Origin of the sequence: Vibrio artabrorum (assembly GCF_024347295.1) — a bacterium.
Taxonomy (GTDB): domain Bacteria; phylum Pseudomonadota; class Gammaproteobacteria; order Enterobacterales; family Vibrionaceae; genus Vibrio; species Vibrio artabrorum.
Genome location: NZ_AP025458.1, coordinates 1,933,055 through 1,945,595 on the forward strand (window position 1 = coordinate 1,933,055; position 12,541 = coordinate 1,945,595).

Consider the following 12,541-nt stretch of genomic DNA (forward strand, 5'->3'; position numbering starts at 1 on the left):
TTTCAGAATATTGTTCGCGTTATCAACAATCAACAATCAACAATCAACAATCAACAACGAGTGTTATTTATCCGCTGCATTAGCCATCAACTGCGACATATATGAACTGCGAGCGTTCTCTGTTGAAGTGTAGGTTTCAACAAAGCGGTAACCCGCCTCTAACCCTAATTGGTAATCATGCAGCAAATCTTCTTTGTCACTCATTAATGAACTCGATTTAAGCGGTTGGCTAGGCGCAATCTGAACCACAAACGCATCATCGGGAGGAGAGTTCAGGAAATTCTGAGTGAGTGAGTAAGTTTGATAATGGACCATCAATATATCAGCCAAACCTGAGTCAAATTTATCACCAATCAAATGACTTAAGCGGTAAATATCATCGGCACCAAATAACCATCGTCCACCGTTTAACAGATCCAAATGCCCACGGTCACACTTCTGCTCTTTTGAGCGCATAATTTGTTGTTGAAAGAAAGAGGTCCAGTCGGTTTTCCACTGTTCCATTTTTTGTTGCCAATGACCTTGAACACTGTCGAAAGATTCGCGGAACCATTGCAGTTCTTCGGCAGATATCGGTTTAAGCGCTTTGACTGTAGATCCCTTGGTTGGTGCTTCAACCAAATGACCATTGCCTTCCTCAACCACAGGCTCAGTGCGAATCACCACAATAGAACGAGCTTGACGGCGCCACGCTTCTTGCACTGGAATAGCAGCCGAAACACCGCCGTCTACATAAGCACCATTACCAATCAAGATTTCGTCGTTATATAGACGAGGTATGGCGCACGTTGCAATCATCACCTTATACCAATCGTCACCGAGCAAAGGAAAATAATGATCTTGAAGATCTTTCGAGTCTGTTACCGCCGCAAAAAGTTGGCGATCCCCCAGCGTTTGCCTACCTAGGTCAAGATCAAGTTTGTATGGATACGCCATGATCTGTTCCAACGCCCATTCTAACCCTAAGTTCTTACGGTGTCGTATGTAAGAGAACAAGTTAAAGAATTCTGGGGCTGTGGTGAGGTCAAGCACAAAAGAACGACCTAAGCCTTTATCACGACACAGATAAGCGCACAAATTCAACGCGCCTGCGGAAGTACCAAAAAATTCGTCGAAGGGATCAAAATTAGAAAGAAGAAAGGCATCGAGCACTCCAGAAGTAAAAATACTTCTCTGTCCGCCACCTTGAGCGACCAGCGCTGTTTTTCCAGCAATAAACTTAGCGTAATAATCCAAGTCTATTGCTGTATCAATATTGGTTATAGTCCCACTATTCATGATTCCCTGAGTATAAAACCCAGCCTCGCAATAGATGATTGTTAACTACCAATCGCCATAAAGCCAAATGAAAGAATAATTACGTAGATAAACGCGGTTATTAGTAGGGCATTTTTCAGATTATGTTCCATAGACACCTCTGGCTTATTATTAATTCATCAAGTCTCTATTTAAGTACTATCAGGTGTGTGAAGTATCTTCAAGATTCGTCGAAATTAGTCGCACAATATTGATGTAACCATCACACTTAATAAGTGTATGGATAAGGATATACTCATGAATAACAAAGTAAATATGATGGCGCTAATGACACTTTTCTCTGTTTCAAGCGCAGATGCGGCACCGGAAATCATCATAACCCCTATGGTGGGTTACACTGGCGGTGGCAGTGTTGAAGACCAGGATGGTAAAACCTATCACATGAAAGCGTCGGAAAACTTCACCTTCTCGATTGAAACACCACTACAAAAAGGACGAGTTGGTCTTTTCTATTCCAATCAAAGCTCAGAGTTAAAAACGTTGAATCTTAGCTCTTCAATCCAATACCTGCACTTTCAAAGCAGCATCGCCTACCCCGCTTCGTCCGCATTGTCTGGTTATTTTGGATTAGGTATTGGAGCGTCTTACGTCGATGTGGATTGGGCAAAAGATAAATATGGCTTTTCAACGTCGATCTTTGGAGGGTTAGAATATAAGTTTAGCGACCGCTTAGCGATCAATACCCAAGTGCGTTGGTTAGGCACGGTGGTGGATAACGATACAACGGGGGTGTGTAACCTCCCCAGTAATGGTCAAGACTGTATTATTCGTTTTGATACCGACTGGATGAACCAATTCCAGGCGAATATCGGATTAAGTTTTACTTTCTAAATAAAGATACGCGCTGAAAACATAAAAAAGCCAACGGATTTGAACTGACCCCCAATTGCTGGCTTTTCTCTATGCCCTGTTTTTCAGTTCAACCTTAGAACTTATAGGTCACGCCTAGAGCACCACCTAGCTGTAGCTCAACACCTCTGTACATGTCGAGTTCAGGGTGGAACTGTGCGTAAGCATTCCACCCTTCATAGAAATTCACTTTCACACCTAACGGAACTCTTAGACCAAAATCATCATTCCACTCTGCCCATGCACCTGCGCCAACATACCAGCTCAAAGGCGCTTCTGTCTCAAACTGGCCACGCTTCCAGATGTAATCAAACGCAGCACCGTCATTACCAACGGTGACACGGTATTGTTGATCCAACTCAACAACGACACTCAGGTCTTGATCAACGGCGAGACCAACTTCTAACGCTGGAGCTTCAGAAGCATGAGCGAACGAGGTAAGGCCGCAGCACATAAGGCCAATCATGTAACGATGTTTCATAGTATTCTCAAACAGTTTCAAAAAGCGCTAGGTTAATTAAAAACCAACACTATTTGTCATCACAAAGTTAAAGATAATCGGCATCAGAATTTCATTGAACAACCATCAATATTTGAGCGAACGATAACAGATTAGGTTAGAAGGGAACAAACTTAAAAAACTTTCATCGTACAAAAACAAAAAAGGAGGCCTTTCGGCCTCCTTGGTATTCATTGAATCAGTGAATTAACCGTTATTACGGATCCACTCATCCATGTCTGTCTTAAGGTTGTCAGACTTAGTACCGAAGATAGCTTGCACACCACCAGCTACTGTTACGACACCAGCAGCACCGAGTTTCTTCAGCTTATCTTGGTCAACAATCGCGGTGTCAGCAACGGCGACACGTAGACGAGTGATACAAGCGTCAAGGCCTGTAATGTTCGCTTTGCCACCGAATGCAGCCACTAGCTCACCAGCCAGTTCTGTACCCGTTGCAACCATGTCATCTTCAGACTCATCTTCGCGACCAGGAGTTTTAAGGTCCATCGCTTTGATCACAGTGCGGAATACAATGTAGTAAATAGCAGCGTAACCAATACCACATACAATCATCAGACCCATTTTCTGAGCGTTGCCAGAAAGAACTAGGAAGTCGATAAGACCGTGTGAGAACGAAGTACCGTGAACAAAACCTAAAGTGTTCGCAAGAACGTATGCTGAACCCGCTAATAGAGCGTGGATTGCGTACAGTACTGGAGCAACGAATAGGAATGAGAACTCGATTGGTTCAGTAATACCCGTTAGGAATGAAGTCAACGCAGCAGAAGCCATGATGCCCATTACTTTAACGCGGTTTTCAGGCTTAGCTGAATGTGCAATTGCGATTGCAGCAGCAGGTAGACCGAACATCTTGAACATGTAACCGCCCGCTAGCTGACCGAAGCCATTACCCGCAGCACGAGATGCGTCATCAGCAACAAGGTAACAAGTCAAAACACCGTGTTGAGTTTCACCAGCAGCGTTAACACAAGTACCAGCTTCGAAGAAGAAAGGTACGTTCCAAACGTGATGAAGACCAAATGGAATCAGTGAACGTTCAACGACACCGTAGATACCAAATGCCACTTGTGGGTTTTGGTGAGCAGCCCAATCAGAGAACGCAGAAATAGCGCCGCCAATAGGTGGCCATACAACAGAAAGTAAGATAGCTAAACCAATCGCAGCAAAACCTGTGATGATTGGCACAGCACGCTTACCAGCGAAGAAGCCAAGGTATTCTGGTAGTTGAATACGGAAGAAACGGTTGAATGCCCAAGCAGCAACACCACCGACTAGGATACCACCTAGTACACCAGTATCGATTTTATCAACGCCCATGATACCTGCCATTACGCCAAGTGTCGCAGTCATGATGCCGTAACCAACGATAGCAGCTAGACCCGCTACACCGTCGTTGTTAGTAAAGCCAAGCGCTACACCTACTGCAAACAGTAGTGCCATTTGGCTGAATACTGAACCACCCGCTTGTTCCATTAGGTTCGAAACAATCTCTGGAATGAAACTTAGGTGGGCAGCACCAACACCTAGCAAAATACCCGCAACTGGTAAAACTGATACTGGTAGCATCAGTGATTTACCAACTTTTTGCAGGTTAGCAAAAAGGTTCTTAAACATGTTTATGCTCCTGATAAAGAAAAATAATTATATGGGTTCTAACGGCACACCCCCGTAGCCTATATGTTAGCACCCTGTGAAAATGTAACCATGTGTTGCATTATATTTTCTGCCGCTAAATATATATTGATGAGGAACTAACTTTCTAGTCACTTACGAAATTTTGTTTCAAAACACGTCTTGGATCACATGTCAAATATAGAAATGCAATGGTTTACACTATTTTAAGCCATTGATATATAAGTATAATTTAATGAATTCATATTATTTTACTGAGTAAATAAAATAGGCACCAATGTTATTTTTAGTAACAAAATTACAAATGTTGCAATTAGTGCTCTCAAGTTCAACATATTTGGTAAACATCAAAAAAAAATGCGATTTTGATGATCAAAAACACAAAAAGGGAGCGCAAGCCCCCTTTTAACTGTTTCATTAGTTTTTTATCGCAAAAAAAGTTTTTGATAGTTTTTGGTCGTTTGTTCAGCAACCTCTTTCATCGACAGACCTTTCAATTGCGCAATGTAGGCCGCCACTTCTACGACATATGCAGGTTGATTCTGTTTTCCGCGATATGGAATGGGAGCTAAGTATGGAGAATCCGTCTCGATCAATAACCGTTCTAACGGTAAAGTCTTAACAACCTCTTTAAGCTCTATGGCTTGTTTGAAGGTTACAATCCCCGATATTGAGATATAAAAACCTAATTCCATTGCAGCTTCAGCGAATGCTTGATCTTCGGTAAAGCAGTGAATCACACCACCACACTTCTCTGCTCCGCCATCACGTAAAATCGCTAATGTGTCTTCACGCGCGTTACGAGTATGGATGATCAAAGGCTTATTAAGATCGACAGCTAATGCGACATGCTGCGTAAATCGCAGTTGCTGCAACTCAGCCGTCTCCGGTTGGTAGTGATAATCTAAACCTGTTTCACCAATCGCCACTACTTTAGGGTGGCTCGCGTATTCACGCATTCTGTCTAAACAGAAATCACTTTCTACGTCGAGAGGGTGAACACCACAAGAAGCGTTAACGTTATCGAACGGCGAGATCATCTCAAGCATATTTTCGAATGAATCGAGTGTCACACCAACAGACAGCAATTGGTCTACGTTGGCTGCCTTGGCCTTATTAACCACGTCTTCTACGTTGGTGTGTAAACCTTGATAATCCAGTTTGTCTAAATGACAGTGGGAATCTACGAACATGTTTCCTCGCAAGCAGCAATCAGCCAATTTATTATGAGTAGCTCCGTATTGAGCCCTGGGTGTTGTTTTAACTGCTCAATCAATATCAGCAATTTTTTCGAGGCTACATAAGCACTTTGATAAGACATTACTTCAGAGAGCGCTTCCGCACTTGGTGTGATAGCACGATTAACCAAACCAAAATGCAACTTCTGCACATCAGAGAGCAAATGCCACAACCAACCAAGTTGAGTCAAAGGGTCTTTACTCAGCTCAGTAGAGAATTGCATCATATCCAGTTGAGTGCCTTTGATAACATTCAAAAAGCCATCGAGCACTTTAGTTGAGCCATCAACACCGCCTTGTTCAAACATAACTTTGGCTTTCAAAGGCGCGTTGTCATTGAGAGCTAAAATAAACGGCGGAATCGCTTTACCCACTTCTTTATCTAACCATGCAGAACCCAAATCTAACTGCGGACTGACCACTTTAAATTGCTGACAGCGGCTAAGGATCGTGGGCATTAAGCGATGGCTATTACGCGTCGAAAGAATAAAGATACAGTGACTCGCCGGCTCTTCCAGTGTTTTCAAAAGCGCATTCGATGCCGATTCATTCATCGCTTCAGCAGGATCAAGCAAAATAACACGTAAGCCACCTAACTGAGACGACTGTTGAGCCCAGCGGTTGCTAGCACGCACTTGATCGACCGTAATCGACTTACCTTCTTTCTCGGGTGAAAGTACATGAAAATCAGGATGACTGCCTGATTTCATCAATTCGCAACTGTGACAAAATCCACATGATTCACTTTCATAGTTCGTGCACATTAATGCAGCGGTAAGTTGACTAATCAGTGCATCAACACCAAGCCCTTCCGGCGCATTAACAATCACAGAATTAGGAAAACGCCCAGCATCAAGACTTTTTTTCCACTCACTCCATATCGGCGTGAGCCAAGAATACACTTCAGCCATACTACCTACTGTTTGTTGAGCCAAGTCGTCAGCGCTTGTTTAATATCAGCAGCCACTTGCTCTATCTCTTGTTGTGCGTTAATCACAAGAACCGTTGAATCTTGTCCTGCAATTTCAAGATAACGCTCACGTGTACGATCGAAGAATGAGATATCCATCCTTTCTATTCTATCGAGCTCACCACGACCTCGAGCACGCTCTAATCCAACTCTAGGGTCTAAGTCCAAGTATAGAGTGAGATCGGGCTTAAAATCGCCTAGTGTCGTCGCTTTAAGAGATTCCATTGTAGAGCGATCGATCTGACGGCCGCCGCCTTGATACGCCTGAGAAGACATATCGTGGCGGTCACCTAAGACCCACTGACCACTCTCTAAAGCCGGCTTAATGACATTCTCTACCAATTGAACTCGTGCTGCATACATCAGCAGTAGCTCAGTCATGTCTTGAAGCTTTTCGCCTTCGTGCTCTTCTTTGACCAATGAACGCATTTTTTCCGCCAAGACAGTACCACCGGGCTCACGAGTATTAACGATATCTTCAACACCCGCTGCTTTTAATGTCTCAACAATGGCATTGATTGCTGTGCTTTTCCCTGCACCTTCAAGGCCTTCAACAACGATAAATTTCGACTGATTCATAATGTGTTCTTTATTTGTTTTTTCTTAATTGTTTTAAATAAGCCCGTACTGCACGATTGTGCTCTGCCAAACTCTTTGAAAATACGTGACCACCGGTCCCACTCGCAACGAAATACAAGTAGTTACTCTTTTCCGGATTCAACGCCGCATGAATAGAGGCTCTACCAGCCATAGCAATAGGCGTGGGTGGTAAACCACGTATCGTGTATGTGTTATAAGGCGTTGGTGTGCGTAGATCTTGCTTTCGAATATTGCCTTTGTAACTGTCGCCCATACCATAAATAACCGTCGGGTCAGTTTGCAGACGCATCCGCTTATTCAAACGATTAACGAAGACTGATGAAACCCGCTCACGCTCTGAAGCCACTGCCGTTTCTTTTTCGATGATAGACGCAAGAATAAGAGCTTCATAAGGTGTTTTAAGTGTGTGCTTATCCGCTCTATTTTCCCACGTTTTATTGACCACATTCATGAGGTCTCGATGTGCGCGTTTCAGTAAATCTAAATCCGTTGTGCCGTAGGTATAGTGATACGTTTCAGCTAAGAAAAGACCTTCTAGCTTTTCATTTTCAATACCAAGTTTTTGAGCAATCTCTTTTTCCGAGACACCGTTTAGCGTTTGTTTGATGAATTCGTTATCTTTCATCTGCGCGAGCCACTCTTTGAATCGACTGCCTTCAACAAACGTAATAGTAAATTGATGTTCTTTTCCTTTCACGAGCACACGTAATGCTTGTTCTAAGGTTATACCCGGTTCAAGCAGAAATGTACCCGCTTTTACGTCTACAAGCTCTGGGTGCAATTTGCGAATAAGTTTCTCGTAAGGAGAAGCCTCAAACAGGCCCTCATGAATTAACTGCGCGAGAACACGATTAAAGCTACTACCGGAAGCAACCGTCACGACTTGTGGCTCTTCTAATTGAATAATTTGTTTCAGATTATCTTGTGCTTGATTGTAAACATAATAACCAGCAGCACCGGCTGCGATTAGGCACAAGAAAATGAAAATGAATAACTTTTTGATCACGAGTTTAATTGTCCTTGAAGGCTTCGAGTAACGGATCCAATGGTAAATTGGGTGTTACTAATACGGGTAACTGGGGCAACCCCTAAAATCGAGTTGGTAATGAAAACTTCATCAGCTTGCATGAGTTGAGATAAGCTGTAATCACCAATAGTAACGGAAAGTTCAGCTTGATTCAGTGCGGTTAACACTTGCTTACGCATCACCCCAGCAACGCCACTTTGTGTCAGTTGTGGGGTGTGAATAGTCTGCCCCTTTCGCCAAAACAAATTAGCCATAGTGGTTTCAATCACGTTACCTGAAATATCAAGCACAACACCATCCGTTTCACCAGCTTGGTCCATTTCATCTTTCATCAAGATCTGCTCAAGGCGATTATTATGCTTATGGCCAGCAAGCAACGGACTCAAGCCCAGCGCTTGTTGGCAGATGCCGAGTTCGATACCAGAGTCATGCCACTCTGAATAATGGTTAGGGAATTCAAACGTGCTAATGGTTATCGTAGGCTTAGCGATATTCTTCGTACTATAACCCCGACCACCAGCACCTCGGCTAACGTGAAGCTTTATCCCTGCTTTTTCATTTTGAGTCGTGTTTGGATGATGGGAATGATTGTGTTGGATATATTGAAGTGCACTATCGAGCCAGACATTAATCGTATCCCAATCAAGACCAGAAATACGCAATGCTATTAGAGCTTCATCGACGCGATGCTGATGATCGCGAAAATACTGAATTTGACCACCTCGAACAAGCATTGTCGTAAAACAGCCGTCTCCGTACTGAAACGAACGATCCAATATGTCGACTGTTTGCTGGCTTTCACCATTAACCCAAAACATGTTTTGCCCCATAAAAAGAAACGGCTCAATGCTAAAGCATCAAGCCGTTTAAAAACAAGTCTAATTGTGACTATCTACGAGTGTTTACGTCTTTAATAAGATAATTAAATCTTTTTGAAGATCAAACAGCCGTTTGTACCACCGAAACCGAATGAGTTACATGCAGCATATTCCATGTTGCTCACTTCACGCGCAGTGTGAGGTACTAAGTCAATATCTAAGCCTTCTTCTGGGTCATCGAGGTTGATTGTTGGTGGAACAATTTGGTCAACCAGAGACATTGCCGTAATGATAGCTTCAGCAGAACCTGCAGCACCTAGAAGGTGACCAGTCATAGATTTCGTAGAAGAAACCAATACTTGCTTGCTGCCGGCTTCGCCAAGAGCACGCTTAATGCCCTTAATTTCCGCGACATCACCCGCAGGAGTCGAAGTACCGTGTGCATTTACATAACCGATTTGTTCACCAGTAATGCCTGCATCACGCATCGCCGCTTCCATGGCTAGCGCACCACCAGAACCATCTTCACTTGGAGAAGTCATGTGGTAAGCGTCACCCGACATACCGAAGCCAACAAGCTCACAGTAAATCTTAGCGCCACGAGCTTTCGCATGTTCATACTCTTCAAGAACCATCATGCCAGCGCCATCACCAAGAACAAAGCCATCACGACCTTTGTCCCATGGACGAGAAGCTTTTTGAGGCTCATCGTTACGAGTAGACAGAGCTTTAGCTGCACCAAAACCGCCCATACCTAGTGGTGTGGAGGCTTTTTCAGCACCACCTGCTAGCATTGCGTCAGCATCGCCATACGCAATCATACGAGCCGCGTGACCAATGTTATGCAGGCCAGTCGTACATGCCGTAGAAATAGCGATGTTTGGACCGCGCAGACCACGCATAATCGACATGTGACCCGCAATCATATTCACGATCGTTGACGGTACAAAGAACGGGCTGATCTTACGAGGACCTTTTTCAGTTAGAGCTTGGTGACCGGCTTCGATCAAACCAAGACCACCGATACCAGAACCGATAGCAACACCCACACGTGGAGCGTTTTCTTCAGTAATAGTTAGGGATGAATCATCTAAAGCTTGAATACCTGCTGCGACGCCGTACTGGATGAATAAATCCATCTTACGAGCATCTTTTTTAGTCATATACTCTTCGCAGTTAAAGTTTTTAACTAAACCTGCAAAACGAGTTGAGAAATTGGTTGTATCAAAATGGTCGATATTCACGATACCACTTTGACCAGCTAGCAGGGCTTTCCAAGAAGATTCTACAGTGTTGCCTACCGGTGACAACAAACCCATGCCAGTGACAACTACACGACGCTTGGACACGATTTTACACTCCGGGAATTGAGGTGATTTAAGATGAGGAAGATGAGTTAGATAAAACACAGGCGGTCGAGGTGACCGCCTGGGAGAGATTATTACTGAGCGCTAGTTACGTAATCGATAGCTGCTTGAACAGTAGTAATTTTCTCAGCTTCGTCGTCTGGGATTTCAGTGTCGAATTCTTCTTCCAGAGCCATTACTAGCTCAACAGTGTCTAGAGAATCTGCACCTAGGTCATCAACGAAAGAAGCTTCGTTTTTAACTTCAGCTTCATCTACACCTAGCTGTTCAACAATGATTTTCTTTACGCGTTCTTCGAGGTTGCTCATTTTTTATTTTCCTTTACAGAGTTCGCTTTATGCGATGTTTTCCGTAGTTTATTCAATCTATTGAAAGTTGCAAGGTCAACTTTTCTGGTCAAACCACAATTTTCACGATTTTAACCGAAATTACGTATGATCTTAACTTAAATCATGCACAAATATTGCACATAATTTACACCATGTACATACCGCCATTGACGTGAAGTGTTTCACCTGTGATATAAGCTGCCGCAGGTGACGCCAAAAATACCACAGCTTCAGCGATTTCGCGAGGGTCACCTAGTCGACCTGCTGGTACATTCGCCAAAGTTGCTGCACGTTGCTCATCATTTAACGCTTTCGTCATGTCTGTTTCAATGAAACCAGGTGCCACAGTATTAACTGTAATGCCACGAGAAGCAACTTCACGAGCCATCGATTTCGTAAAGCCAATTACACCAGCTTTTGCCGCTGCATAGTTAGCTTGACCCGCATTACCCATGGTACCAACAACAGAACCAACGTTGACGATACGACCTTGACGTTTCTTCATCATGCCACGCAATACCGCTTTAGACATGCGGTAAATAGGCGTTAGGTTAGTATCGATGATGTCATTCCACTCGTCGTCTTTCATACGCATAAGTAGGTTATCACGAGTGATGCCTGCATTGTTAACTAGAATGTCAATCGCACCAAATTCATCGTTGATGGTTTTCAGTGTAGCAGCAATCGAGTCAACATCAGTGACATTTAGAGCAAGACCTTTACCATTCTCGCCAAGATACTCGCTGATTGCAGCAGCGCCGCCTTCAGAAGTAGCCGTACCGATAACTTTAGCACCACGCTCAACTAAAAGTTCAGCGATTGCACGACCGATACCACGGCTTGCGCCTGTAACTAGTGCAACTTTACCTTCTAAATTCATCATAACTTCTCTATGTAAGTGGTTATTTACTTAGCAGCGTCTAGTGATGCAGTATCATTAACTGCAGCAGCTGTCATCGTTTTTACAATTCGTTTTGTTAGACCAGTAAGCACTTTACCTGGACCTAATTCTAGTAACTTCTCAACGCCTTGCTCATTCATTGCGAGGACACCTTCAGTCCAACGAACCGGGCTGTACAGCTGACGAACCAGAGCATCTTTGATTTTTGCAGGGTCTGTTTCAGCAATAACATCAACGTTATTAATAACAGGCAGTGCTGGCGTGTTGAACTCTAGCGCTTCTAGAGCAACCGCTAGCTTGTCTGCTGCAGGCTTCATCAAGGCACAGTGAGATGGCACAGATACAGGTAAAGGAAGCGCACGCTTAGCCCCCGCTTCTTTACATAGTGCACCAGCACGCTCTACTGCCGCTTTGTTACCGGCGATAACAACTTGGCCAGGAGAGTTAAAGTTCACGGGAGACACCACTTCGTCTTGCGCTGCTTCTTCACACGCTTTAGCGATCGCTTCATCATCGAGACCGATGATTGCGTACATGGCACCAACGCCAGCCGGAACGGCTTCTTGCATCAATTGACCACGTAGCTCAACCAGCTTGATCGCTTCTTTAAAGTCGATAACACCCGCACACACGAGGGCAGAATATTCGCCTAGGCTGTGGCCAGCTAGGTTTGCCGGTTGCTCTAGACCAAGCTCTTGCCATACTCGCCAGATTGCGACAGACGCTGTTAATAGAGCCGGTTGTGTACGGAAAGTTTCATTTAGATTTTCTACTGGACCATCTTGAACCAATGCCCATAGATCGTAACCTAGAGCTTCTGAAGCTTCAGCAAATGTCTGTTTCACAACATCATACTGTTCGCCTAGGTCAGCAAGCATACCAATAGCTTGAGAGCCTTGGCCTGGGAATACGATAGCAAATTTGCTCATTGTAATTTTCCTTTAAGCAAAGCAAAAAATTGAATAAGGCA

Annotated in this window: 14 protein-coding genes; 1 reads left to right on the plus strand and 13 read right to left on the minus strand. The window is 43.9% G+C overall.

The window, feature by feature from the left end; all coding sequences use genetic code 11:
• Nucleotides 1-63 precede the first annotated feature (63 nt).
• Nucleotides 64-1,278 carry a patatin-like phospholipase family protein gene (locus tag OCU36_RS08645; protein WP_261837634.1) on the minus strand — a complete coding sequence of 405 codons (1,215 nt, stop codon included), beginning with the start codon at nucleotides 1,276-1,278 and terminating at the stop codon, nucleotides 64-66.
• A gap of 41 nt (nucleotides 1,279-1,319) precedes the next feature.
• Nucleotides 1,320-1,409, minus strand: a complete 90-nt coding sequence (cydH, locus tag OCU36_RS20075) for a cytochrome bd-I oxidase subunit CydH (RefSeq protein WP_372040129.1) — start codon at nucleotides 1,407-1,409, stop codon at nucleotides 1,320-1,322.
• 145 nt (nucleotides 1,410-1,554) lie between these two features.
• Between cydH and OCU36_RS08650 the strand changes: the two genes are divergently transcribed.
• On the plus strand, nucleotides 1,555-2,148 hold the full coding sequence (locus OCU36_RS08650) for an outer membrane protein (RefSeq protein WP_261837635.1): 594 nt from the start codon (nucleotides 1,555-1,557) through the stop codon (nucleotides 2,146-2,148).
• Nucleotides 2,149-2,242: 94 nt separating this feature from the next.
• Here the strand turns inward: OCU36_RS08650 and OCU36_RS08655 are convergent, their stop codons facing one another.
• The 11 genes from OCU36_RS08655 to fabD all read right to left on the minus strand — a co-directional run bounded on the left by OCU36_RS08655 (nucleotide 2,243) and on the right by fabD (nucleotide 12,500).
• Nucleotides 2,243-2,647, minus strand: coding sequence for a hypothetical protein (locus tag OCU36_RS08655; protein WP_261837636.1), 405 nt, complete (start codon nucleotides 2,645-2,647; stop codon nucleotides 2,243-2,245).
• A gap of 225 nt (nucleotides 2,648-2,872) precedes the next feature.
• A complete protein-coding gene (ptsG, locus tag OCU36_RS08660) occupies nucleotides 2,873-4,303 on the minus strand; it encodes a PTS glucose transporter subunit IIBC (RefSeq protein WP_261837637.1) in 1,431 nt (476 codons plus the stop codon).
• A gap of 443 nt (nucleotides 4,304-4,746) precedes the next feature.
• Nucleotides 4,747-5,514, minus strand: a complete 768-nt coding sequence (locus tag OCU36_RS08665) for a TatD family hydrolase (protein WP_261837638.1) — start codon at nucleotides 5,512-5,514, stop codon at nucleotides 4,747-4,749.
• The gene (locus OCU36_RS08670; RefSeq protein WP_261837639.1) at nucleotides 5,505-6,470 is read right to left on the minus strand and encodes a DNA polymerase III subunit delta'; all 966 of its coding nucleotides are present in this window, start codon (nucleotides 6,468-6,470) and stop codon (nucleotides 5,505-5,507) included. Before OCU36_RS08670 ends, OCU36_RS08665 begins: the two co-directional genes overlap by 10 nt.
• A 5-nt stretch (nucleotides 6,471-6,475) precedes the next feature.
• Nucleotides 6,476-7,108, minus strand: coding sequence for a dTMP kinase (gene tmk, locus OCU36_RS08675; RefSeq protein ID WP_261837640.1), 633 nt, complete (start codon nucleotides 7,106-7,108; stop codon nucleotides 6,476-6,478).
• Nucleotides 7,109-7,118: 10 nt separating this feature from the next.
• The gene (gene mltG / locus OCU36_RS08680) at nucleotides 7,119-8,135 is read right to left on the minus strand and encodes an endolytic transglycosylase MltG (protein WP_261837641.1); all 1,017 of its coding nucleotides are present in this window, start codon (nucleotides 8,133-8,135) and stop codon (nucleotides 7,119-7,121) included.
• The gene (pabC, locus tag OCU36_RS08685) at nucleotides 8,132-8,974 is read right to left on the minus strand and encodes an aminodeoxychorismate lyase (RefSeq protein WP_261837642.1); all 843 of its coding nucleotides are present in this window, start codon (nucleotides 8,972-8,974) and stop codon (nucleotides 8,132-8,134) included. The genes mltG and pabC overlap by 4 nt, the downstream gene beginning before the upstream one ends.
• A gap of 104 nt (nucleotides 8,975-9,078) precedes the next feature.
• Entirely contained in the window at nucleotides 9,079-10,323 is a 1,245-nt protein-coding gene (fabF, locus tag OCU36_RS08690; protein ID WP_261837643.1) for a beta-ketoacyl-ACP synthase II, read from the minus strand.
• Between the two features lie 92 nt (nucleotides 10,324-10,415).
• Nucleotides 10,416-10,649 (minus strand): acyl carrier protein, encoded by a 234-nt coding sequence (gene acpP, locus OCU36_RS08695; protein WP_012603569.1) that lies wholly within the window; start codon nucleotides 10,647-10,649, stop codon nucleotides 10,416-10,418.
• 166 nt (nucleotides 10,650-10,815) lie between these two features.
• Nucleotides 10,816-11,550, minus strand: a complete 735-nt coding sequence (fabG, locus tag OCU36_RS08700) for a 3-oxoacyl-ACP reductase FabG (protein WP_261839716.1) — start codon at nucleotides 11,548-11,550, stop codon at nucleotides 10,816-10,818.
• 26 nt (nucleotides 11,551-11,576) lie between these two features.
• Complete coding sequence (gene fabD, locus OCU36_RS08705) at nucleotides 11,577-12,500, minus strand: ACP S-malonyltransferase (protein WP_261837644.1); 924 nt, start codon at nucleotides 12,498-12,500, stop codon at nucleotides 11,577-11,579.
• Nucleotides 12,501-12,541 lie beyond the last annotated feature (41 nt).